Raw genomic sequence first — 22175 nt, forward strand, 5'->3', positions numbered from 1 at the left:
CGATGAATCATCAAAAACTTCAGTTAGCTGACCTCGCTCGTCTTGTCCAAGGTGAGTATGTAGGTCAGGCAGATTTATGTTTGAGAGGTTTGGCAAGTCTTGAAAATGCAACCTCTCATGACCTTGCATTTGTCAATGCAGATAAATATCTGGAACAGGCAGCTCAGAGTAAGGCGGGCGCTTTAATTGTGACTGCTGAATTAAAAGAGCAGCTAACTTCCCAGCAAAACTTCATTGTTGTGGCCAACCCTTATCTGGCTTTTGCAATTCTGACTCACGTTTTTGAGAAAAAACATACGACTCAGGGAATTGAAAGTACCGCACAAATTCATCCATCTGCCATCATTGCTGACAGTGCCTATATTGGCCACTATGCCGTAATTGGTGAGAGTTGTGTGGTGGGTGAAAATACCATTATCCAGTCACACGTTCAGATTGACGACCAGGTTGAAATTGGCCGGGACTGTTTTATTGATGCACATGTGACTTTAACAGGTGCTACAAAAATCGGTAATCGTGTTCGGATCCATGCTAATACCGTGATTGGTAGTGAAGGTTTTGGTTTCGCACCTTATCAAGGGAAATGGCATCGAATTGCCCAGTTGGGTTCAGTCCGTATTGCAGATGATGTCCGGATCGGCTCAAACTGTAGTATTGACCGAGGGGCACTGGATGACACAATTCTGGAACAAGGTGTCATTATTGATAATCTTGTGCAAATCGCCCATAACGTCAAGATTGGTGAAAATACTGCGATTGCAGCCAAATGCGGGATTGCCGGTAGTACCACGATTGGCAAAAACTGTATTCTCGCGGGGGCTTGTGGGGTAGCAGGACACCTACATATCACCGATAATGTGACCTTGACAGGAATGTCAATGGTGACAAATAACATTACTGAGGAAGGCACTTATTCTTCAGGCATGGGATTGTTGCCAAATCAGCAATGGAAACGCACAGTGGTTCGCTTAAGACAATTAGCAGATGTGCCATTGACCCAGTTGGTAAAACGATTGGATCATATGCAATCTCAAATTGAGTCCATTGAATCAACATTTAAGTTGCGTAAATAATTATGATGACAGAGTCGAATTTGCCTACATTCACGAAGCCTGAATTGCCAATGAATATTCAAAAGATTCGTGAATATTTGCCCCATCGCTATCCATTTCTGCTGGTAGATCGCGTTGTTGATATTACCGAAAATGGCATTGTTGGTTATAAAAACGTCTCAATTAATGAAGAGTTTCTGCAAGGCCATTTTCCGAATTATCCGATCATGCCAGGTGTATTGATTGTAGAGGCATTAGCACAGATCTCAGGTATCCTTGGTTTTGTCATGAATAATGAAACTCCAAAAGAAGGTTCATTATTCCTTTTTGCTGGAGCTGAAAAGGTTCGATTTAAAAAACAAGTGGTTGCTGGTGACCAATTAGTACTTAAATCTGAATTAGTGATGCAAAAACGTGGCATTTATAAATATAATTGCATTGCCACAGTAGATGGCATTGTCGCAACAACCGCGGAAATTATGGTTTCCCATCTGAAAGTCGAGCAGGCATGAGCAATAATCCCCTAATTCATCCAACTGCCATCATTGACGCATCTGCAGTAATTGCTGCAGATGTACAGATTGGCCCTTACTGTATTATTGGGCCAAATGTCACGATTGGTGCTGGTACCAAACTGCATTCACATGTCGTGGTGGGTGGTTTCACACGTATTGGTGAACATAATGAAATTTTTCAGTTCGCCAGCGTCGGTGAAGTCTGCCAGGATCTGAAATATGCAGGTGAGGAAACCTGGCTGGAAATTGGTGATTATAACAAGATTCGTGAACACTGCAGTCTGCACCGTGGTACGGTTCAGGACAAAGGTATTACCAAGATTGGCAGTCATAACCTGTTAATGGTAAATACCCATATTGCACATGACTGTATGGTTGGTGATCATAATATTTTCGCAAATAATGTCGGTGTGGCGGGTCACGTACACGTAGGCGATTATGTCGTGATTGGTGGTAACTCAGGTATTCACCAGTTCTGTAAAATTGACTCTTATAGCATGATTGGTGGTGCTTCACTGATTCTGAAAGATGTTCCTGCCTATGTGATGGTATCGGGTAACCCGGCCCATGCATTTGCCATGAATGTTGAAGGCATGCGTCGTAAAGGCTGGTCAAAAGACGTGATTAATGGTTTGCGTGAATCCTTTAAGCTAATTTATAAATCTGGCTTAACGACTCAGGAAGCCATCGAGAAAATCCGTAACGAGATTCTTCCAGAAGTGTCTGAAGCCCAACGTCTGATTGATTCACTTGAACAATCCAAGCGTGGCATTGTGCGTTAAGTTATAGAAGCGAAGTTGGAATTAAAAAAGACACCTGCGTGGTGTCTTTTTTATTTTGAGGCTTTATATTTTACTTAAGAAATTTAACTTCTTCAGCTTTCGGATAGTTCTTGAGTAGTTTCGCTTTATATTGCGAAGCAAGAGTAGCGTTCTTTTCTACATCCTTACTAATATTATAAAGCTGATAAAGGGCAGTAGAGGCTTTTGCAGAATTCGGATAGCGGTCAACCACGATCAGATAATTCTTCTTTGCTTCATTAAAATTCGGCGGATCAATCGACAGGTTAAATTCGGCTAACCAGAAGTGAGCATTGCTGATATAGACGCTATTCGGATTATTCTTGATAAAATTTTGCATGGGTGCAATGGCTTTAGCTGCACCACCATTTTTATAGGCATCCAGTGCAATGGTATAAGCCACTTTTTCCTGCTCACTCGGCTGTTGCGTTGTAGGTACCTGATGAGTGGCTACTGGAGCATTAGAACTTAAACTGGGAGAAATATCCTGTTGGTTATCCTCCGCGGAGGTATCTTCAGCAGGTTCAATTTTTTGCTGCAACAGTTCCAGACGTTGATCCAGATCGGCATAGCGGTTGGTTAATTCGCTCTTTAATCTCTCGATCTCATTTTCTTGTTCTTCGATTTTTCCACGTAAACTGCGTAGATCATTTTCAAGCTGCTGGTTTTTTTGCATGAGCTGCCAGCTGGTATTGGTCTGAGGCGCATCTGCACCTGTAGTAATAGCAGATTGAGTGCTGATATTATTTGATTGAGCACCTTGGCTGAGTCCACGTGATTCGATAGGAATCGCAGCAAAAAGAGAGGTTGTACAGAGTGCAGTGAGGGCACACAATACCTGTTTCTTAAACATCATATAAGTTCCATGATTCTTGGCGAGATTATGTATCCGCAGCTCATTTATTCTAAAAGAGATAACTCGTTTATAGCTTCACATTTAAAACGGCATTTTTAGAAATTGCAACAAGGTTTTACAAAGATCATGTGAATTTCGATATTCATGAATTAATTGTGAAGAATATTAAAAAACCAACATATTGGAGCATATTGTTTTTAAAATAATCAAACGGATAGCATATGCTGAAAATTTGAAATACAGCCCTTGCAACTTCAATAAAAATCTCTATACTCTGTTCCTGTAATGGTAGCCCTGCCGGTTACTTCGCAATTGTACTCTATGAACCCCGCCAGGACCGGAAGGTAGCAACGGTAGTAGATCTATGATGTGCCGGAGCTTTGCTGGTAGGGTTGCCACCAGATTTATAATTATAAAATTTCTCTATTCTCGCTTTATTTTTCAATCTTAATTTTTATTGTATTTCATTCCTTTAATATTTACTTTCAAATTTCTATCCAGAGCTGCTTTCGTGGATGCCTATATTGTTTGGAATATTGAAATTCAATCATAAAAATAAACTATCTTAATTTGAGCTTTTGAAAGCTTTTTGTTGTTTGGGATTAATTGTAATAAGGGAAACTATTTAAGTAGGATGGCAAAGAGGAAAATAATAAAATAGCCTAAGCGTAATTTTCACAAATACAAAAGAATTAATCTTCGGCCTTGCGGCTAATCGCTTTCATGATCGCATCCATTTCAAAACCACGATACATCAGAAAACGGATCTGTTTAGCTTTAAGTTTTGGATCTTTTGTTACTTCTGGACCATATTTTCTAAGTTTCAGTTCATAAGCCTGTTGTACCCAGTCCGTTTCTTTGAGTTCTTCACTGATCAGGGCAGTATCAATTTTTTTGCTTTTCAGCTTCATTTTAATCTGATTGGGACCTTTGCCTTTACGCTTTTGGCTCGACAACATGATTTCAGCGACACGTTGATCACTTTGATAATTTTCTCTAGATAGCTCTTCCACCAAAGTGACCACTTCATTACGATCTTCTGCATAAAGCGCCAGTTTTTCGATCAGTTCAGCTTTGGAATATTCCTTGCGAGTTAGTACAGCAAAAGCATAAGAACGCAAACGGGTGCCGGTTAGACCGGGTTTATTCTGCTCTTTATCGGAGTTACCAAATAAGCTGTCTTCCGGATCAAATTCTGGCAAAGCCTGTGACTTAACAGGTGCAGGAGTGACTGAATCTTCAGCATCACCAAACTGCTGTTTAATCGCGTCATAGTCCAAAAGTTTGCTGAATTTTGCGTCTGACATATTGATCTCGATTAAAATATCCATTCCATAATAACAAAAACGCCCCGTAGGGCGCTCTGTTATGACGTTCAAGGATTATGCATCCAGAAAGTCTGCTGGTTCTTCTTCGTCTTTATCTTCGACTACTTTGCCTGTAGTAAGCAGTTGCTCACGGATCAGTTTTTCAATAGTATCCGCCAGTTCTTTGTGTTCTTCAAGATAACGGATGGTATTGTTCTTACCTTGGCCAATCTTGTCGCCTTGATATGAATACCATGCACCCGCTTTTTGAACGATTTCTTGCTGTACTGCAAGATCAATCAGTTCACCAAGATGGTTAACACCTTTACCATACAGAATCTGGAACAGAGCTTCTCTGAATGGAGGTGCCATTTTGTTTTTCACAACTTTGACTTTGGTTTCAGAACCTACAATCTCGTCGCCTTCTTTCACCTGACCGATACGGCGAATATCCAGACGTACAGAAGCGTAGAATTTAAGTGCATTACCACCAGTTGTGGTTTCCGGGCTACCGAACATTACACCAATCTTCATACGGATCTGGTTAATGAAAATCACCATACAGTTTGAACGCTTGGCATTACCGGTAATTTTACGCAGTGCCTGGCTCATCAAACGTGCTTGCAGACCCATATGTGAGTCACCCATTTCGCCTTCAATCTCGGCGCGAGGCGTCAATGCAGCAACAGAGTCGACTACGATCAGGTCAATCGCACCAGAACGTACCAGCATGTCAGCGATTTCAAGTGCCTGTTCACCGTTGTCTGGCTGAGAAACCAGCAGGTTATCAATATCTACACCGAGTTTACGGGCATATTGAGGATCAAGCGCGTGCTCGGCATCTATGAATGCACATGTACCGCCAGCTTTTTGACATTCAGCAATCGCTTGCAATGTCATTGTGGTCTTACCTGAAGATTCAGGACCATAAATCTCGATAATACGGCCTTTCGGTAAACCACCAATACCGAGTGCGATATCAAGCGTTAAAGAACCTGTAGATACAGCTTCAACTGCTTGCACGGTATTGTCACCAAGACGCATCACTGTGTTTTTACCAAACTGTTTTTCAATCTGGCTTAAGGCAGCGTTGAGCGCCTTGTTTTTATTCTCATCCATCTTACAACCTCAATACGATGTCACAAACTTAGTACTCAAGTGGATGTCTTACATTAGAGCTTCGTTCCACAGGAATATAGTGACAGAAATTTCCCTTGTATTCTATAAAATCCAGCAGTGTTACGACACATGCTGACGCTTGAATTTAATCATCATTATATGACCAATGTTGATCAAAGTTCTGACTATTTTCATTCTTGAATCGACTGATGTCTCGACGATCTTTTTTGCTTGGTCGATGATCGGGACGCGCTAGATTATGCAACTTTCTTTGCGATGCAATCAATTCCCGGCGAGCGATACTGACTTCAGTTTCTTCATACAGTTTCTGTGCCACTGGTGCAGGACCACGAACATCAGAAAGTTCTTTTACAACCACGGTTTTTTTGTCGATACCTTGCTGAATCGTCAACTCCATACCCACACGGACTTCGCGAGATACTTTTACACGCTCACCATTATGATGGACTTTACCGCCCTCAATAGCATTCTTGGCAATGGAACGGGTTTTAAAAAAACGTGCCGCCCACAGCCATTTATCTATACGCATGCCTACCGCATCTTCGGGTAAAGACGATTTACGCATATTGCTTGTTTACCTCAGACTGATTTAAATGAGTGATTAAATCTGTTAATTGGTGCAGCATCGGGTAATTGCAAGTCTGGCGCGCAACTTTACTGGAAGATGGTTGCTGGATGCAGAACAGGTTCTGGATGCCATAAGCCTTGGCGCCATTCAGGACTTTTTCGGTATCATCAATAAAATAGACCTGCTCAGGATCAAAGGGGTACAAAGCATTCAGACCTTGCCAGAATTCTACAAATTCTTTGGCATGTCCAATGCTTTCCGAGCTGACAATGACATCGAAATAATCTTTGAGATTCAGATGATCCAGTTTAAAGGCCAGGCCGGCACAGTCGGCATTGGTTGCAAGCCAGATCGGATAGCCATTATTTTTAAGATAATCGAGTAATTCCAGGCAATAAGGGCGTAAGCTAACCCTATCTTTATGCTCGATTTGCATGGCCAGAACGTCGACTTCGACTTTAGCCGTCCAGAAGCGAGAAGAGTACCAGTTTAGGGTATGATTATGTTGCTGATAGAATGCATAAAGCGTTTCGCGGCTTTGTTCCAGACTACAGCCATGTGTTTCGGCATAACGGACCGGTAATAACTCGTTCCAGATGAAGTCATCGTAAGCAAGATCAAGTAAAGTTCCGTCCATATCAAAAATTATAGGCGGTTTTTCTGAGCAATTCGACATATAAGGTTTTCTATGTTTAAAGCGACAATAGCACCACAAGATCCGATGATTTTGCAGTTTGTGCCCATTTTGACACATGCCTGTGAAATTTTGCGAGAAGAATATCAGCGTTATTGTTCGGGTGCTGCGTTTGATATTGTCAAGAAAAGTGATGATTCTCCTGTAACGCAGGCAGACTATCGGGTGAATAGTTATTTAACCCAAGCTTTGGCGGAAATCTCGGAATTACCTTTATTGTCAGAAGAGGGGCAGCAGGATCAGCGTCATGCCTGGACAGACTTCTGGTTGCTTGACCCTCTGGATGGCACCAAAGAGTTTCTGCACCAGCGTCCAGAATTCACGATTAACCTGAGTCTGGTCAGAGGTAGTCTGACAACTTTTGCGATTCTGGCGATTCCTGCACAGCAGCTAATTTATTTCTGTCCTGAACAGGGCATGCCGATTAAATACGATATTCAGAATCAGGCATGGTTTGGTTATGAAGCAGCTATAAATCATCAGGATGTCTTTGTCGGTCTGAGTCAGAGCAGTCAGCAGAAACCAAAATATGTCGAATATCTGCAAAGCCTAGCTAAACTTAGTACGTACACCGAGTTCAAGGCGGGAAGTGCTTATAAATTCTGCATGATCCTTGAAGACCGAGTAGATATTTATCCTCGTTTCCATCCAACCTCGGAATGGGATACCAGTGCCGGTCAATGCATGCTTGAGCGGATTGGTGGAGGGTTGGTTGATCTGGAAGGTCGGCCATTCATCTACAATCAGCGCAAGACCTTACTGAATGGCGGGTTTATCGCCTATAAGAATAAAGCTATGAAAGTACTAGCCTTACAGGCACTGGCGGACATGCAAGACAATGATTGAGCTCATAGCCGTTCATGGTATAGTGAGGAAGATTCCGTTGATAGATCAGTTGGCAAGATTGTGGCATTAAAACTGCTTCCACCAAGTATGCTCAGTGCAATAGATTTATTGCCTGATACCAAGACACCTGTGACTCTGTTTACGCGGCATTCTCTGCGTGAAGATGTCGCTGGTCAGGGACTGGCAGGTTATGATTTGCAGTTGACGCCGCAAGGACGTGATCTGGCGCAGGAATGGGGCACTTATCTGGTCAATCAGACAGATCGGCATATCCAGCATTGTATATCGAGTCCGATTCAGCGCTGTGTAGATACCGCAGCATTGATGATCGAAGGGGCTGATGCAACGGATAAAGCACCGCATACCCATAAGATTGAAATCGTGGAACAGGGTTTGCTGGTTGAGCCAGGCAGCTTTGTACTGGATATTCAAAAAGCAGGGCCATATTTCAAAAAACAGGGGGCATTGGGCTTTATTAATAGCTTCGTCAATAATGCCTTGCCCGGAATGAAACATCCCATTAATGGCGTAGTGGATGTATTAGAATTAATTTACAACACTCATCCGAAAACGCCGTATGGACTCAGTCTGGCGGTCAGTCATGACACCATTCTGGCAGCGATGATTGCAGTCATGTCTGGGCATCAGGAAGTCAGCCGTGAAGACTGGCCGAAAATGATGGAAGGTTTGTTTGTTTGGTTTGAAGGCGATGTATTTGAGGAATCTAAACTAAAATGGATCTGGCGTGGCAAAGTGCATGAGCTGGATATTTCCCAATTTCAGAATGCCGAATTAAAGGTAAATAAATAATTCAAAGGCTCAATCATTTAGGTTGAGCTTTTTTACATTTATCGTATGAAAGTGAAATAGAGTAACGATGAAATATCACTATGCTGATATTTAAACCAATTTTGGAAGCATAGGAGTCATCATGAAAATAATCACGATTTTAAGTCTGGTCGTTATGTTAGGATTAACTGCCTGTCAGCGTGATACAGACAATGCGCAGCAAGATCAGACCACAACACCTCATTCTATGGATAAGGATGAATAATTTATTCTATTTTTATTTGAATAGAAGATTTCTATAACTAGGATTAGATAACTTTCTGGTATTCATCATTCTTTATTGTTGATTTGATATTAAATTTCAGGCACAAAAAAAGCCCTAAAAGGGCTTCTTTTGATTTGCGATTAGTTAGAAGCTAATGCTTTAACTTGCGCGTTCAAACGGCTCTTATGACGAGCTGCTTTATTTTTATGGATGATACCTTTGTCAGCCATACGGTCGATTACTGGAACAGCTTTTTTGTAAGCTTCAGTAGCAACAGCATAGTCGCCAGCAGCAATAGCCGCTACTGTACGTTTAAGATATGTACGAACCATAGAACGCAAGCTTGCGTTGTGTTTGCGTGCTTTAACGTTTTGACGAGCACGTTTTTTTGCTTGAGCAGAGTTTGCCACTCGTGCACTCCTTGAAATAGATTGGTCTGGGCGGGCTGAAACTCAACTGAAAACCACATCAGAAGAACTATCACCAGCCCGTAAACAAGTGCCATATTTTGAGGAAACTATGGGCTTAAGTCAAGTCTTGACATGCTTTGACAACATTTTAGTTGCAGAAAAATTCTAAAGAAAACGTTAGATTAGTATCTAAGCAGGGAGATCGTACAAAAAATGACTAAAACCATTACATATCCTATCGTGATTGGCGCTACAGGCTTGGTCGGAAAGACTTTGGTGCAACAGCTGGTAAATGAACCAAGTTGTAAGCGTATTAGCGTCATCGTGCGTAAACATCAACCAGAATTTGAACAATGGTACAAGGTCAAGCAGGTGGTCGTTGAGGATTTCTTAATGCTCAATGATCAGGATGTCAGTGGCCATACCCATGCCTTTAGCTGTCTGGGTACCACGCTAAAGAAAGCAGGTTCGAAAGAAGCTTTTTATAATACTGATTACACCATCAATGCCCATTTTGCCGAACTGGTGCAGCAAACAGATGCCCATTATCTGTTGATTAGTGCGATGGGTGCCAATTCAAAATCCAGACTGTTCTATAATCGAGTAAAGGGTGAATTAGAGGATTATATCCAGACCTTGTCTCTAGAGCGTATCAGCTTGTTCCGTCCGTCTTTATTGATTGGTGAGCGGGATCATCAGCGTTTACTGGAAGACGCGGCACAGAACCTGTTTGATAAGTTTTCGCATTTCATCTCCGATTCTTTTAAATACAAGCCAGTGACAGCAGAGCAGGTGGCTCATACTATGGTATATGCAGCACTGAATCAGACTGTGAAATTTGAAATTTATGATAATTTAGCCATACAAAAAATGAAATGAGGGTAAAAAACGTGTCCAGCGTACCATTTGTAACTTGTGACCTGCTTGATGATAATCCGGATAAAGACCTGCAGGTAGTCACTCCATGCCTGGATGGCAAATTCTTTAGAAGTTATGGCGCACGTAAAAGCTTTGGCGGCCAGATTGTGACCGTAAAATGCTTTGAAGATAACTCTCGCGTTAAAGAGTTATTGGCGACAGATGGTACAGGCAAAGTCTTAGTCGTTGATGGTGGTGCTTCGATGCGCTGTGCATTAATGGGTGATCTGATTGCTGAATCTGCGGTGAAAAACCACTGGAATGGTGTGATTATTTACGGCTGTGTGCGTGACGTCGATGCGATTGCTGAACTTGATCTTGGTGTACATGCCTTGGCTTCTATTCCTCAAAAGAGCAACCGCAAGGGAATTGGTGAAGTTGATGTGCCGCTTTATTTTGGTGGAGTCACGTTTAAATCGGGCGAGTATGTCTATGCCGATAACAACGGCATTGTACTTTCGCAGGAAAAACTAGTCGATTAATCAGCTATCTGTTTAAATTGACAGAAAGTAATAAAAATCAGCAATACCGTGAAAGTTACTCAAATAGCATACTTTCACGGTTCTTAAAACAAAAAAAGGATAACAATAATGCTCCCACATCAAATCAAGGTTGCTCAAGCACTGGCATCGTCATTTACCCAAGGCGGTCGAGGTATGGTGGGCACGCCGTTTCCAAATCAGCCTGAAAAGCCAATCAAGCTATATGAATTTGAAGGTTCACCATTTTGTCGTCGTGTCCGTGAGGTATTAACCTTGCTCAATCTGGATTATGAAGTTTATCCATGTCCTAAGGGTGGCACCAAATATCGTCCGATTGTAAAACAGTTGGGAGGCAGAACCCGCTTTCCATTTTTAGTAGATGAAAATACGGGTGATCAGATGTATGAGTCACAAGATATTATTCATCACCTGTTCAAGCATTATGGCAAAAATGGCAAGATACCGAGTAAATACGCGCAATATCCTAAAATTCCAGTGGCCGCTTTTGCCGGAACCATCGTGAATGGAGCCCGCGGTGTATGGATCAACAAACAGATTATTGATCGTCCAGCACCTAAACAGTTATTAGAATTATGGGGCTTTGAAGCGAGTCCGTTTACTCGAGTAGTACGTGCTGTTCTAAGCGAGCTGGAAATACCATTCATTTTTCATAACGTCGCGAAGGAACGCTGGCAAGATTATGGACCAGCAAAACTGCGTTTAAAGCCAGGTAAATATGAACCCTTATCGGGGGGTAAACGTGAACAGATACTAAAAGTAATGGGGAACAATATCCAAGTTCCTTATCTGGTTGATCCGAATACCAATACAAAAATGTTTGAGTCTAAAGATATTGTGGAGTATTTGAAGCAGCAATATGGTCCTGAGAAGAAAAGTAAAAAATAAACTGCTACCTAATATTTGGAACATACAAAAATTGCCATCTTAAAATAGATGGCATTTTTATGGTTTATAAATTTGAATTTTCCAAGAACAAGAACTCTGCTTTCAAAATTATTCATACTTAGAGCTACTCACAATAAAGTTAAAAAAACTCATGATTTTTCTTCTTTTTTTGTTTATATTTTAATTTCAATGGGGTGATAAGAATAACGATAAGGGGTGTGCTTATGACAGCACAAGACGCCGTACTACCGGTACCTGTATTAATTGTTGAAGACGAATATGTCATTCAGTGCCGTTTAAAAAATATTTTGAAGGATCTAGGGTATAGCGATGAAGTATTGCTGTTCGCCAATAATGTCAGGGAAGCCGAATATCTTCTGCAACAAGAACCGTTCTGTTTAGCACTGATTGATCTTGGACTGCCAGATGGAAATGGCATTTCCATTATTGAAAAAATACATGAGCTCGGTTCACAAACTTTGATACTCGTCGTATCCGCTTGGAGTACTCAGGACAGCCTGTTAAAAGCAATTAAGGCAGGAGCAACCGGTTATGTACTCAAGGAACGCGATGATACAGAAGTGAGTCTGGCAATTCGTAGTATTTTGCGGGGCGGCGCACCCATTGATCCTTTTATTGCGCGTGAAATTCTCAAGCAGATTTCCAGTTCAGAGCCATCTTCCTCTTTGGAACAGGTCGTACCTGATCCTGAACAGGAAAGCCTGACCCAACGGGAAAAAGAAATTCTTTCATTGGTGGCACAGGGACTTAGCAATCGTGAAATTGCCGATGAACTCTGTGTGTCACGCTATACCGTAGAGAGTCATATTAAGCATATTTACCGCAAACTCTCTGTCAGCAAGCGGACTAAAGCAGTGAGCACCGCCCGGCATTTAGGTATTCTTTAGTGCGAATGCTATCCGTTAGCAAGATGTTTAGACAAGGACTAAGGCTCTTCGCTCTATTGATGATAGGGAGCTGGCTGAGCCTATTCTCTTGCATCAGTCTGGCACAGAATAATTTTCAGATTAATGAGCTTTGTCAGGTGAACATTGAACAGCAACAAAAAGTTCAAGTCCCAAGTCATCTCGAAATTCCGGATGCGGGCTGGCAACCTGTGACATTACCGGATAACTGGAAAAATAACTGGCCGAAATATAATGGGGATGCCTGGTATAAAATTCGCTGGGGTTGGTCTTGTCAGGACAATATACGTCTGGCTGAACCCATTGTTTTTGGGATTGATTATCTGAACTCTGCTGGAGCTGTTTTTCTGAATGATGATCTGCTGTGGTCGGATCAAAATCTGCAAGAACCTTTATCTAAAAGCTGGAATGTACCACGTTACTGGATTTTGCCCATTGCAGGCTTGAAGCAGACAGACAATGAACTACTGATTTATGTACGGGGTTACAGTTTCCAAGGTGCAGGACTTGGCAGGATTGAATTTCATAATGTCATGGCCAACGACCAGCATTATTCAAAAAAGATCTGGGATCGCCGTACGCTCTTTCAGATCAATATGATTCTATCCGGTACGATTGGAGTCATTAGCCTGATTATCTGGCTATTCCGACGTTCTGAAACCACTTTTGGCTGGCTGGCGCTGAGTTCATTATTGTGGATTTTGTTTATCTCCAATGTATTAACCACAGAGAATTTTCCTTTTCCCTCCAGTATATGGGCCAGTAAAGCCAATCTGATTTTCTTTATCCTTTATATGCACTTCTTCTGCCTGTATTTGATTCGGTTCTTGAAGCAGAAATTTCAGCGTTTGGAGCGGGGACTTATCGGGGTTACTGCTTTATTTAGTGTATTCATCATAGCCAGTTCTTTAGAGCATTTAGAAGCGGTGCTCAGTGTCGCTTTTGTCTCATATGTGCTGCTTTATATTAGTTGCGTCATCTATGTCAGCTACTGGGCCATTAAAACCCGCAATGGGGAATATCTGTTTCTGATGCTTTGTCTGTGGGGAATTTTGCTGTGTGTCATTATAGATCTGATCATTCTGGGTCAAACGGCGGTTAGTGAATTCTCACCTTTATCACCTTATACATCACCGATTATTATTCTGTTTGTTGTGCTAATTATGGGGACACGACTGAATCGTAATATCAAAAAGATCGAAAAATTTAATACGCAGTTAGAATCAAAAGTACGGCAAGTCAGTGCTGATCTAAATAAAAGCTTGAGTGATCAGCATAAGCTGGAACTGGATAATGTGCGTTTGCAGGAACGGATTAATCTGTCACATGAACTGCATGATGGACTGGGTGGCTCGATTGTGCGTTCCATGATTCTGGTGGATCAAAGTACCGAAAACATTTCCAATCGACAGTTTTTATCTATGCTGAAGCTGCTTAGGGATGACCTGCGTCAAATCATCGATAGCGGTTCTTCTATTGACAATAAAGTGCCTGAAACGCCAGTGATCTGGATTGCACCAGTACGTTACCGATTTACTCAATTGCTGGAAGAAATGGATATCACCGTAGAATGGTCTTTTCCCAAAGTCTGGCAGCGTGAACCTACGGCTTTGCAATGTCTGACCCTGATTCGTGTAGTAGAAGAAAGCCTGACCAATATTATCAAGCATAGTCAGGCGACAAAGGTGAGTGTGAGTATGGAATACACACAGCCACATCAACTGACTTTAAAAATTCAGGACAATGGGGTCGGCTTTAATCCAGAGATGGTGCAGAAAAATGGTATGAGTATTGGCATGCGCAGTATGAAAATGCGCATTGAACGCATGGGTGGAATGCTGGATATTCAGTCTGCGAAAGGTGATACCTGCGTACACGTGGTGATGGAACTCTATCAGCCTTAATCATCTCAAAATTATCCAGACATAAAAAGAGGATCATATGATCCTCTTTTTTATAGATTTAAATGACCAAGATATAAAAACTTATTCTTCTTCAGCCCGTGGCACTAGCATCAGTACAGAATCATTCAATAGCTCAGCAACATCCTCCAGCATATCTTCGTCAGCGAAATCTTCATCCAATAAGACACGCGCACCATCAGCAATCTGCTTCAGTTTTGAAGTAAATGCTTCAGAAATACAGATTCCCTCACCATTGGCCCAGAATAAGGTTTCACCATCTTCTTCTGTATAGAGTAAGCGTGAAGCGGGTTCAAGCATCAGGCTATAGCCCTGATCAAGTGCTTCTTCCAGATCACCTGTACCAATTTCTTCAGCTTCCGGAATATTCTCTTCATATTTCGGTTCTGACATCAAGCTCATGATGGCGTCTTCAAGCACATTGGAGTTATGCAACTGCTCCATGATTTTGCCTTTCAGATATTCAAGTTCATTGCCTGTGACTTCACCCGCAGCGCTAATTTGATCACGAATAATGTCAGTCAATGGATTGCGTAAGACCTCATTTTCCGAAAATTTATCGCCTACACGGTCCATCATGTCACTGACATTTGGCATACGGAAACCAAAAGAGAAAGTCAGACAGTCATCTTCTGCTACGCCGTAGTGGGAAAGGCCGGGTGGAACATACAGCAAATCACCGGGTGCAAGGACTTCATCAAAATTCACATCCATTTCTGGCAATAATTTTAATGGCTGCCCCGGTACAAGTTCGGTCTCGGCATCACACATTTGCCCCAGTTGCCAGCGGCGATGACCATAGCCTTGAACTAGAAAAACATCATAAAAGTCGAAATGTTGACCGACTGAACCACCTTGAGGCGCATAAGACACCATGATGTCATCACGACGCCATTGAGGGATAAAAGCAAACTTTTTCCAGAGTTCAGACAGGTCGAACGAATAGTGATCCACAGCCTGAACCAGCAAAGTCCAGAGCTTAGGCATCTTCTGGAAGTCAGCTTTTAATAAAGGGGATGTCTTGACCGACCACTGATTTGGATCACGATCTTTCTGCTTGATCAGACGTGCAGTGACATTTTCTTCAAGTGCCAGCTCCATTACATCATCAGGCTCTAGCAGGCCTGCGATTTCAGGCATGGCATTACGTACCAGCAGCGGTTTTTTCTGCCAGTATTCGGCAAGGAATTGTTCAGCGGTAATACCGCCTAAAACGTCTAGAGGTAGGGACATTATTAAGACTGCATAAAAATTTGCAGGTATTTTCTCTTGAGTAAGCTTATGGTGCAAGCTGGATCATGAGAAATAGATTTTTATTGCACCTTAAGAGATGAAATCTAAGCCGTAAGACTCTGTCTAAGGGAAATATTATTACAACTTTTGTTACAAATTGGGGAAGTGTGATATATCCCTTAAAAATTAAATTCAAGATTTGAGTTTTTATTTCTGAAAAGAGTTAATCAAAAGGTCTCTGTAAAAATATATTTTTTTAATAAAGTGAAAAAGAATGTAATTAAAAAGTGTGAACTGCATCAATAAATAGGTGAAAAGAATAGTGTGTTTGACATAAAAACAACAATCGTACAATTTTGCAACATTGGGGAAATATAGATTGGAAAAATAATGCAAACACTTCAAATTATTAATAAGTTAAGCCGAGAACAAACAAAATTAGAGGCAACTAATGTTCAGCTTGATGCTATTTCAATTGTAAAAGCCAAAATTAATAAGCTCGATGTTGTCGAGTTATTACAAGAGGGCAATACCCTAATTGTGGTCCTTACAAATGGCGAAAGACTGGTCATTGAAAACTTTTATGTCAGTAATGAAGATGGACTCACATCTGACATTGTATTTGAAGAAGACGATGGAGGATTGTACTGGTTTGATCAGGTCGCGAAACAGTACAAGCAGATTCCAGACATCGAAGTATTATTACCTTCATCTTCCGATAGTATGGGGCTTTTACCCTGGATTGCGGGTGGCGCAGCGCTAGTAGGTGGAATTGCAGCTGCCGCTAGCGGTGGCTCTAGTGGTGGAAGCCCATCTAATCCTGGTTCAGAACTTGAATCAAATGTTCCTGTGACTCCGACTGATCCTGTTGATCCTGTTGATCCTGTTGATCCTGTTGATCCTGTTGATCCTGTTGATCCTGTTGATCCTGTTGATCCTGTTGATCCTGTTGATCCTGTAGATCCTGTAGATCCTGTAGATCCTGTAGATCCTGTAGATCCTGTAGATCCTGTAGATCCTGTAGATCCTGTAGATCCTGTAGATCCTGTAGATCCTGTAGATCCTGTAGATCCTGTAGATCCTGTAGATCCTGTAGATCCTGTAGATCCTGTAGATCCTGTAGATCCTGTAGATCCTGTAGATCCTGTAGATCCTGTAGATCCTGTAGATCCTGTAGATCCTGTAGATCCTGTTGATCCTGTTGATCCTGTAGATCCTGTTGATCCGGTCGATCCAGTAGATCCGGTTGATCCGGTTGATCCAGTTAACCCGGTCGATCCTATTGACCCGGTTGATCCAATTGATCCTGTAGATCCTGTAGATCCTGTAGATCCTGTAGATCCTGTAGATCCTGTAGATCCTGTAGATCCTGTAGATCCTGTTGATCCTGTAGATCCTGTAGATCCTGTAGATCCTATCGATCCAGTAGATCCTGTTGACCCTGTTGACCCTGTTGACCCGGTCGATCCTGTAGATCCTGTAGATCCCGTTGATCCGATTGATCTAAGTTTAGAGATTTGCCTTTCATTAGAAAGTGGGTATCAACAGCGTCCAGTTATTACTGGTCAAACCAATGCCCAAGATGGAAGTGAAATTGTTATTGTTATCAGGGATTCAGCAGATTCAGTACAAATTTTAATAACAACAGCTCAAAACGGTGTGTTTGAAGCACAAGTGCCAGATATTCTTGCAGATGGCCAGTATTGTGTTGAAGCCAGCGTGACAGAAATTGAAAGTGTACGTACTGCCAGTACAAAATCAGCAGCCGAAGTTTATGCTGTAAGTGTAAAGTTGAATCCCTTAGAGGATGACTTTGATCAATATCCGGCTATCAGTGGTACTACTTCATTAGCTGATGGCACCCCAATTACAGTTGTAGTGACAGATGCTGATAAAAATGTGCAAACACTTGAAGCGATAGCAAATAATGGTTGTTTTGCAGTAGTGGTACCGGTTGCATTGGCAGATGGGCAATATAGCGTACAAGTCAGCGTGACTGAACCTAGTAGTAACCGTACTAGTTGCTCATATACAGAAGCCATTGTAGATAACTTAAATGTATGCCTTGAAGAGCCGGAAAAAAGCGCTGAGCAATACCCGATTTTAAGTGGCTATTCAAATGCGTTAGCCGGTAGTGTAGTTACACTTAAAATAAGTGATGGATCTGGAAATATTCAGAGTCTCACCACGTGTGTGGATGAAGCTGGTCATTTCTGTATTCAGGTTCCGCAAGCACTTAATATTGGTCAATATATAGTACTCGCTACAGTGGTAGATCACAAAACTCAGCGTCAGGCGGATACCCTAACATCGGCAACCATTTGGGTATTACCGTTAGCAGAAGTTTCAATTGAGCCTATTGCTTTGCTGAAAGATCCAGAAATTACGACTTCAGTAAAAATTAAAGGAAGTATTTCGGGTTCCGCAGGTAGTGAACCTGTCAAAGTTGAAGTGAAAGTCGCTGGGAAAATCTATGAAGCTGTTATTGATGAGGCAGATAATTCATGGAGTGTGGATGTTACAGCAGGACATTTGCGTATGGATACGCAGGTGGAAGTGATTGGTATCGTTAAAGATATTCAGTCTCAATTAGAAAGCCTGCCGTCTTATCCTGTAATTGGAACCATTCCTGTTGAAATTACCTCGGCACAGATTGTGGTTGGTGGTGATGGAGATGATGATATTGTCGGAGGAAGTTCTGAAGATATCCTGGTGGGTGATTTAGGTGGGGTACAAACTTATACTGAAGCCGGTAAAAACTACAATATCGCCATGTTAATTGACCTGTCTGGCAGTATGGCAGATACCATTAGATATAATGGAAAATACATTACCTATGCACAAATGGTGCAAGAAGTGCTCAAACATTTTAGTTCCATTTTAGCCAAGCATGATGGTCTGATTAATTTCAAGATCATGACCTTTAGTTCTACAGATTCTAGGGGGAATAACTATTCAGGCAATCGAAAATCTATCGAAATTTCTGCTCAGAATTTAAAAGATCCGAGCTTATTGCCTAATTTAGAGCTTTGGATAAAGAATCAAATTGTTGCAACGTCAGGGACATTCTTCACTCCATCATCAGGTGGTACAGACTATAATGAAGCGTTCAAGCAGGCAACGGACTGGTTTAATAGCGCAAATATCAAAAATTCAGGCTATGAAAACCAGACTTATTTTATTACGGATGGTGATCCAACAGACAACGTACAAAATAATAAAGCAAACTTTGCAAAGTTAGATCAACTCTCAAAAGTGTTTGCAGCAGGTATTCTTCATCCGAAAGAAGAAACACTTAAGCTATATGACAATACCAATGAACAAGGGGAGAAAGTTGCTATCGGTGAAGGCTCGGTTGCTGTACTGAAAACTCCGCAAGAATTGATGGCTTATATTATTGGAGAGCAACTAGTTACTCAGCTCAATCCGATGGGTCATGACAATATTCATGCAGGTGCAGGTGCTGATGTCATCTTTGCGGACACGATCAATACGGATCACCTAACTTGGGATGAACGTATTTCTCCGCAAGGTTCTGGTTATATTGTGATTGAAGAATACCTGAAATCACAAAAACCTGTAGGTGAGGTATTAACCCAGCAAGAAGTCTATACCTACCTCAAAAAACACTTTAGAGACTTTATCAAGGAAAATGATACCCATGGCGGTAATGATATTATCAAGGCGGGCAGTGGTGATGACATTATTATCGCGGGTGCGGGGAATGACACCATTTATGCTGATCAGGGTAATGACCTGATTTCTTCAGGCTTAGGTGTGGATACTCTGGTCTACGAAGTACTAGATGCAGCGGATGCAACTGCCGGTCATGGTGTAGATACCTGGATCGATTTTAATTTAGCAGGTTCAGGGCAAGACTCTAACTTGCTGGATGTTGATGTTATCCAGTTTGATAAAGAGTTCTTTGATGGTTTGCTGTCTGACCTAAGTAATATCAATGATTATATTACAGTTGAGGATATAGACGGTCATGCAGTGATTCGTGTTGACCGAGATGGATCAGAATCAGAATTTCAGTGCACAGATTTACTGATTCTGGAAAATCAGCAAGGACTCACTTTGCAGCAGCTTTTGTCTGAAAATCAGCTAATTATTGGTTAAGTATTATCATGATTTAAAAAAGCAGTCTTGGGACTGCTTTTTTATTACTTCTTTAAAGGATTAAGGAACTAAAATCTTTAGCTCACGCAGAATATTGCATAGCTGAATCATCGGCATACCCATCAGGGTAGTTTGATCCTGCCCGATCATGGTTTCAAACAGGCTAATCCCAAGACTTTCGCATTTAAAACTACCGGCACAATGCAAGGGCTGTTCGATTTCTACATAACGCTCAATTTCCGCTTGAGACAGTTTGCGGAATTTGACTTTATAATGTTCTACCAGCGTACGTTCAAAACCGGTAGATTTCTGTTGAACGCTGAGCGCCGTACTGAAATACACAATCTTGTCCGAATTGGCCTGCAGCTGGCGAATGGCCTTTTCTATTGTTAAAGGCTTACCCATAAAGATATCTGGTGCGCCTTCACGCCAGGCTACCTGATCAGAACCGATCACAATTGCATCAGGATGTTGCTCAGCGACATGACGAGATTTTTCAAAAGCCAGGCGTTTGGCTAATTCATCCGCATGATTTTCACCTTGGGGTGATTCATCTATGTCCGGGACGACCGATACGTAATCAAGACGTAGACGGTTCATCAGTTCTTTACGGGTCTGGCTTGAAGAAGCCAAGATGATTTTTGCGGTATTCATTAGACAGCGTATTCTTCTAAAATATGGAGAGGAACATAAGCAAGGACAGCTTTGTGACAGGCTTGCAGCTTGATCGGTGGCGCTTGTCCAGCTTCATAAGCTTCTACCCAGCGTGTCACGCAGATACACCAGAAATCACCAGGTTGCAGTCCAGGAAATCCCAGTTCTGGTAATGGTGTAATCAGGTCATTGCCCACTTTCTGGGAAAAATTCAGAAATTCAGAGGTCATCTGTGCACAGACAGTGTGCTGTCCCAGATCGGTAGGTGCGGTATGGCAAAAGCCATTACGGAAATACCCAGTAATGGGATCAAAACAACAGCTTGCCAAAGGCTCGCCCAGAACATTGAGACGGTTAAGATTAGGATCAGGATGTATCGACATAGGTACTGAATCTGGAAGAAGCTTTTTTCTATCATAACAAAACTTTGGCATTCATAATGTTTTCTGCAAAAGATGCTAACCTTTTTCTGCATAATCATTTAAAATCGCCTCGTTTTTAATATCTATAAAGAGAGCTCTACAATGAACTTTCAGCGTATGACTGACCTTGACCTGACGGGTAAACGTGTTCTGATCCGTGAAGATTTAAATGTACCGGTTAAAAATGGTGTAATCACTAGCGATGCGCGTCTACGTGCTGCATTACCAACAATTAAAGCTGCAGTAGAAAAGGGCGCGGCTGTCATGGTGTATTCACACCTTGGTCGTCCAGTTGAAGGTGAGCCGAAGGCTGAACAGTCTCTTGCACCTGTAGCAGCTTATCTGACTGAAGCATTGGGTCAGGAAGTAAAACTTTTCACAGACTATCTAGATGGTGTTGAAGTTCAGCCGGGTCAAGTGGTTTTACTGGAAAACTGCCGTTTCAACGTAGGGGAAAAGAAAAACAATCCTGAACTTGCAGCAAAATATGCAGCCCTTTGTGACGTATTCGTGATGGATGCGTTCGGTACTGCACACCGTGCAGAAGCATCAACTGAAGGTGTCGCTCGTTTAGCTAAAGTAGCAGCAGCAGGTCCTTTATTGGCGGCTGAACTGGATGCATTGGGCCGTGCATTGAAAACACCTGAAAAACCAATGGTTGCGATCGTTGCGGGTTCTAAAGTTTCTACCAAGCTTGATGTTTTGACTTCATTGTCTGACATCTGTGATCAATTGATTGTTGGTGGTGGTATCGCAAATACGTTCCTTGCAGCTGCTGGTTACAATGTAGGTAAATCACTGTGTGAAAATGACCTGATCGATACAGCGAAAGCCATTGCCGCAAAAGTTTCAGTTCCACTTCCTACTGATGTTGTGGTTGCTGATGCATCTGAAATCAACTTTGATGACTTCCTGGGTTCATTAGCTGCGGCTAAAGCGACTGTGAAGAAAGTTGAAGACGTTGCTGACAATGACATGATCCTTGACGTTGGTCCAGAAACTGCAAAAGCATTTGCTGAAATCCTGAAAACCTCTAAAACAATTCTTTGGAATGGTCCAGTCGGCGTATTCGAAGTAGATCAGTTCGGTGAAGGTACTAAAGCATTGTCTTTAGCGATTGCTGAATCTGAAGGCTTCTCGATTGCAGGTGGTGGCGATACTTTAGCTGCGATCGATAAATACGAAGTTGCTGACAAAATTGGCTATATCTCTACAGGTGGCGGTGCATTCCTTGAATTCGTTGAAGGCAAAACACTTCCTGCAGTTGCGGTATTGTTAGAGCGTGCTTAATCGCATGTCCTAATGTAAAAAGCTGGCTTGATGCCAGCTTTTTTTATTTTTATAGCTT

General features: G+C 41.9%; 22 protein-coding genes and 1 other RNA gene. 14 read left to right on the forward strand and 9 right to left on the reverse strand.

Annotation, left to right across the window (positions count from 1 at the left end; all coding sequences use genetic code 11):
• Window positions 1–2 precede the first annotated feature (2 nt).
• The 3 genes from lpxD to lpxA are packed head-to-tail and all read left to right on the forward strand — an operon-like array spanning window position 3 to window position 2349.
• A complete protein-coding gene (gene lpxD, locus AC4MBN_RS06085; RefSeq protein WP_491880845.1) occupies window positions 3–1073 on the forward strand; it encodes a UDP-3-O-(3-hydroxymyristoyl)glucosamine N-acyltransferase in 1071 nt (356 codons plus the stop codon).
• A gap of 5 nt (window positions 1074–1078) precedes the next feature.
• On the forward strand, window positions 1079–1564 hold the full coding sequence (gene fabZ, locus AC4MBN_RS06090; RefSeq protein WP_171064833.1) for a 3-hydroxyacyl-ACP dehydratase FabZ: 486 nt from the start codon (window positions 1079–1081) through the stop codon (window positions 1562–1564).
• Window positions 1561–2349: an acyl-ACP--UDP-N-acetylglucosamine O-acyltransferase gene (lpxA, locus tag AC4MBN_RS06095; RefSeq protein WP_004786156.1), complete on the forward strand. Its 789-nt coding sequence runs from the start codon at window positions 1561–1563 to the stop codon at window positions 2347–2349. The genes fabZ and lpxA overlap by 4 nt, the downstream gene beginning before the upstream one ends.
• Before the next feature lie 70 nt (window positions 2350–2419).
• Here lpxA and AC4MBN_RS06100 read toward each other — a convergent pair whose 3' ends face one another.
• A complete protein-coding gene (locus tag AC4MBN_RS06100) occupies window positions 2420–3223 on the reverse strand; it encodes a YbgF trimerization domain-containing protein (RefSeq protein WP_491880846.1) in 804 nt (267 codons plus the stop codon).
• 295 nt (window positions 3224–3518) lie between these two features.
• Between AC4MBN_RS06100 and ffs the strand changes: the two genes are divergently transcribed.
• An RNA gene (gene ffs, locus AC4MBN_RS06105) (signal recognition particle sRNA small type) lies at window positions 3519–3615 on the forward strand.
• Between the two features lie 300 nt (window positions 3616–3915).
• Here ffs and AC4MBN_RS06110 read toward each other — a convergent pair.
• From AC4MBN_RS06110 to AC4MBN_RS06125, 4 genes are all read right to left on the reverse strand, one after another.
• Window positions 3916–4530 (reverse strand): regulatory protein RecX, encoded by a 615-nt coding sequence (locus AC4MBN_RS06110; protein ID WP_180017671.1) that lies wholly within the window; start codon window positions 4528–4530, stop codon window positions 3916–3918.
• Between the two features lie 75 nt (window positions 4531–4605).
• Entirely contained in the window at window positions 4606–5649 is a 1044-nt protein-coding gene (gene recA, locus AC4MBN_RS06115) for a recombinase RecA (RefSeq protein WP_004786150.1), read from the reverse strand.
• A 145-nt stretch (window positions 5650–5794) separates the two neighbouring features.
• Complete coding sequence (locus AC4MBN_RS06120; protein ID WP_004786147.1) at window positions 5795–6235, reverse strand: RNA-binding S4 domain-containing protein; 441 nt, start codon at window positions 6233–6235, stop codon at window positions 5795–5797.
• A complete protein-coding gene (locus tag AC4MBN_RS06125; RefSeq protein WP_491880847.1) occupies window positions 6228–6914 on the reverse strand; it encodes an HAD-IA family hydrolase in 687 nt (228 codons plus the stop codon). The genes AC4MBN_RS06120 and AC4MBN_RS06125 overlap by 8 nt, the downstream gene beginning before the upstream one ends.
• Window positions 6915–6926: 12 nt before the next feature.
• On the opposite strand from AC4MBN_RS06125, the gene AC4MBN_RS06130 reads away from it, so the two are divergent.
• The 3 genes from AC4MBN_RS06130 (at window position 6927) to AC4MBN_RS06140 (ending at window position 8832) form a co-directional block, all read left to right on the forward strand.
• Window positions 6927–7778, forward strand: a complete 852-nt coding sequence (locus tag AC4MBN_RS06130; protein WP_491880848.1) for a 3'(2'),5'-bisphosphate nucleotidase CysQ family protein — start codon at window positions 6927–6929, stop codon at window positions 7776–7778.
• A 60-nt stretch (window positions 7779–7838) separates the two neighbouring features.
• A complete protein-coding gene (locus tag AC4MBN_RS06135) occupies window positions 7839–8588 on the forward strand; it encodes a histidine phosphatase family protein (RefSeq protein WP_491880849.1) in 750 nt (249 codons plus the stop codon).
• Window positions 8589–8709: 121 nt separating this feature from the next.
• Window positions 8710–8832, forward strand: a complete 123-nt coding sequence (locus tag AC4MBN_RS06140; RefSeq protein ID WP_004786141.1) for a hypothetical protein — start codon at window positions 8710–8712, stop codon at window positions 8830–8832.
• Between the two features lie 140 nt (window positions 8833–8972).
• On the opposite strand, the gene rpsT is transcribed toward AC4MBN_RS06140, so the two are convergent.
• The gene (gene rpsT / locus AC4MBN_RS06145; protein WP_004786139.1) at window positions 8973–9242 is read right to left on the reverse strand and encodes a 30S ribosomal protein S20; all 270 of its coding nucleotides are present in this window, start codon (window positions 9240–9242) and stop codon (window positions 8973–8975) included.
• Between the two features lie 213 nt (window positions 9243–9455).
• Between rpsT and AC4MBN_RS06150 the strand changes: the two genes are divergently transcribed.
• From AC4MBN_RS06150 to AC4MBN_RS06170, 5 genes are all read left to right on the forward strand, one after another.
• Window positions 9456–10121 (forward strand): Rossmann-fold NAD(P)-binding domain-containing protein, encoded by a 666-nt coding sequence (locus AC4MBN_RS06150; RefSeq protein WP_491880850.1) that lies wholly within the window; start codon window positions 9456–9458, stop codon window positions 10119–10121.
• Between the two features lie 11 nt (window positions 10122–10132).
• Complete coding sequence (gene rraA / locus AC4MBN_RS06155; protein WP_180014160.1) at window positions 10133–10642, forward strand: ribonuclease E activity regulator RraA; 510 nt, start codon at window positions 10133–10135, stop codon at window positions 10640–10642.
• 108 nt (window positions 10643–10750) lie between these two features.
• Window positions 10751–11548 (forward strand): glutathione S-transferase N-terminal domain-containing protein, encoded by a 798-nt coding sequence (locus tag AC4MBN_RS06160; protein WP_419365717.1) that lies wholly within the window; start codon window positions 10751–10753, stop codon window positions 11546–11548.
• Window positions 11549–11772: 224 nt separating this feature from the next.
• Window positions 11773–12456: a response regulator gene (locus tag AC4MBN_RS06165; RefSeq protein WP_180179341.1), complete on the forward strand. Its 684-nt coding sequence runs from the start codon at window positions 11773–11775 to the stop codon at window positions 12454–12456.
• A gap of 59 nt (window positions 12457–12515) precedes the next feature.
• Window positions 12516–14378, forward strand: a complete 1863-nt coding sequence (locus AC4MBN_RS06170) for a sensor histidine kinase (RefSeq protein ID WP_491880851.1) — start codon at window positions 12516–12518, stop codon at window positions 14376–14378.
• An 81-nt stretch (window positions 14379–14459) separates the two neighbouring features.
• Here AC4MBN_RS06170 and AC4MBN_RS06175 read toward each other — a convergent pair whose 3' ends face one another.
• Window positions 14460–15629 carry a ribosomal protein uL16 3-hydroxylase gene (locus AC4MBN_RS06175; RefSeq protein WP_491880852.1) on the reverse strand — a complete coding sequence of 390 codons (1170 nt, stop codon included), beginning with the start codon at window positions 15627–15629 and terminating at the stop codon, window positions 14460–14462.
• A gap of 390 nt (window positions 15630–16019) precedes the next feature.
• On the opposite strand from AC4MBN_RS06175, the gene AC4MBN_RS06180 reads away from it, so the two are divergent.
• The gene (locus AC4MBN_RS06180; protein ID WP_491880853.1) at window positions 16020–19751 is read left to right on the forward strand and encodes a BapA/Bap/LapF family prefix-like domain-containing protein; all 3732 of its coding nucleotides are present in this window, start codon (window positions 16020–16022) and stop codon (window positions 19749–19751) included.
• A gap of 60 nt (window positions 19752–19811) precedes the next feature.
• Here AC4MBN_RS06180 and AC4MBN_RS06185 read toward each other — a convergent pair whose 3' ends face one another.
• Window positions 19812–20405, reverse strand: coding sequence for a Maf family protein (locus tag AC4MBN_RS06185; RefSeq protein ID WP_180017681.1), 594 nt, complete (start codon window positions 20403–20405; stop codon window positions 19812–19814).
• A complete protein-coding gene (locus AC4MBN_RS06190) occupies window positions 20405–20788 on the reverse strand; it encodes a DUF2237 family protein (protein WP_034170328.1) in 384 nt (127 codons plus the stop codon). The genes AC4MBN_RS06185 and AC4MBN_RS06190 overlap by 1 nt, the downstream gene beginning before the upstream one ends.
• A 141-nt stretch (window positions 20789–20929) precedes the next feature.
• Between AC4MBN_RS06190 and AC4MBN_RS06195 the strand changes: the two genes are divergently transcribed.
• The gene (locus AC4MBN_RS06195) at window positions 20930–22117 is read left to right on the forward strand and encodes a phosphoglycerate kinase (RefSeq protein WP_034702596.1); all 1188 of its coding nucleotides are present in this window, start codon (window positions 20930–20932) and stop codon (window positions 22115–22117) included.
• Window positions 22118–22175 lie beyond the last annotated feature (58 nt).

Source organism: Acinetobacter sp. CAU_H_60 (assembly GCF_058599385.1).

What these genes read in the sequence shown, in the direction of transcription:
- recA (WP_004786150.1), bottom strand. Translation starts at nt 5,649, where the DNA reads ATGGATGAGAATAAAAACAAGGCGCTCAACGCTGCCTTAAGCCAGATT.
- AC4MBN_RS06195 (WP_034702596.1), top strand. Translation starts at nt 20,930, where the DNA reads ATGAACTTTCAGCGTATGACTGACCTTGACCTGACGGGTAAACGTGTT.
- lpxD (WP_491880845.1), top strand. Translation starts at nt 3, where the DNA reads ATGAATCATCAAAAACTTCAGTTAGCTGACCTCGCTCGTCTTGTCCAA.
- AC4MBN_RS06175 (WP_491880852.1), bottom strand. Translation starts at nt 15,629, where the DNA reads ATGTCCCTACCTCTAGACGTTTTAGGCGGTATTACCGCTGAACAATTC.
- AC4MBN_RS06180 (WP_491880853.1), top strand. Translation starts at nt 16,020, where the DNA reads ATGCAAACACTTCAAATTATTAATAAGTTAAGCCGAGAACAAACAAAA.
- AC4MBN_RS06165 (WP_180179341.1), top strand. Translation starts at nt 11,773, where the DNA reads ATGACAGCACAAGACGCCGTACTACCGGTACCTGTATTAATTGTTGAA.
- AC4MBN_RS06150 (WP_491880850.1), top strand. Translation starts at nt 9,456, where the DNA reads ATGACTAAAACCATTACATATCCTATCGTGATTGGCGCTACAGGCTTG.
- AC4MBN_RS06130 (WP_491880848.1), top strand. Translation starts at nt 6,927, where the DNA reads ATGTTTAAAGCGACAATAGCACCACAAGATCCGATGATTTTGCAGTTT.
- AC4MBN_RS06190 (WP_034170328.1), bottom strand. Translation starts at nt 20,788, where the DNA reads ATGTCGATACATCCTGATCCTAATCTTAACCGTCTCAATGTTCTGGGC.
- AC4MBN_RS06185 (WP_180017681.1), bottom strand. Translation starts at nt 20,405, where the DNA reads ATGAATACCGCAAAAATCATCTTGGCTTCTTCAAGCCAGACCCGTAAA.
- lpxA (WP_004786156.1), top strand. Translation starts at nt 1,561, where the DNA reads ATGAGCAATAATCCCCTAATTCATCCAACTGCCATCATTGACGCATCT.
- AC4MBN_RS06170 (WP_491880851.1), top strand. Translation starts at nt 12,516, where the DNA reads ATGATAGGGAGCTGGCTGAGCCTATTCTCTTGCATCAGTCTGGCACAG.
- AC4MBN_RS06160 (WP_419365717.1), top strand. Translation starts at nt 10,751, where the DNA reads ATGCTCCCACATCAAATCAAGGTTGCTCAAGCACTGGCATCGTCATTT.
- AC4MBN_RS06140 (WP_004786141.1), top strand. Translation starts at nt 8,710, where the DNA reads ATGAAAATAATCACGATTTTAAGTCTGGTCGTTATGTTAGGATTAACT.
- AC4MBN_RS06120 (WP_004786147.1), bottom strand. Translation starts at nt 6,235, where the DNA reads ATGCGTAAATCGTCTTTACCCGAAGATGCGGTAGGCATGCGTATAGAT.
- AC4MBN_RS06110 (WP_180017671.1), bottom strand. Translation starts at nt 4,530, where the DNA reads ATGTCAGACGCAAAATTCAGCAAACTTTTGGACTATGACGCGATTAAA.
- fabZ (WP_171064833.1), top strand. Translation starts at nt 1,079, where the DNA reads ATGACAGAGTCGAATTTGCCTACATTCACGAAGCCTGAATTGCCAATG.
- AC4MBN_RS06100 (WP_491880846.1), bottom strand. Translation starts at nt 3,223, where the DNA reads ATGATGTTTAAGAAACAGGTATTGTGTGCCCTCACTGCACTCTGTACA.
- AC4MBN_RS06125 (WP_491880847.1), bottom strand. Translation starts at nt 6,914, where the DNA reads ATGTCGAATTGCTCAGAAAAACCGCCTATAATTTTTGATATGGACGGA.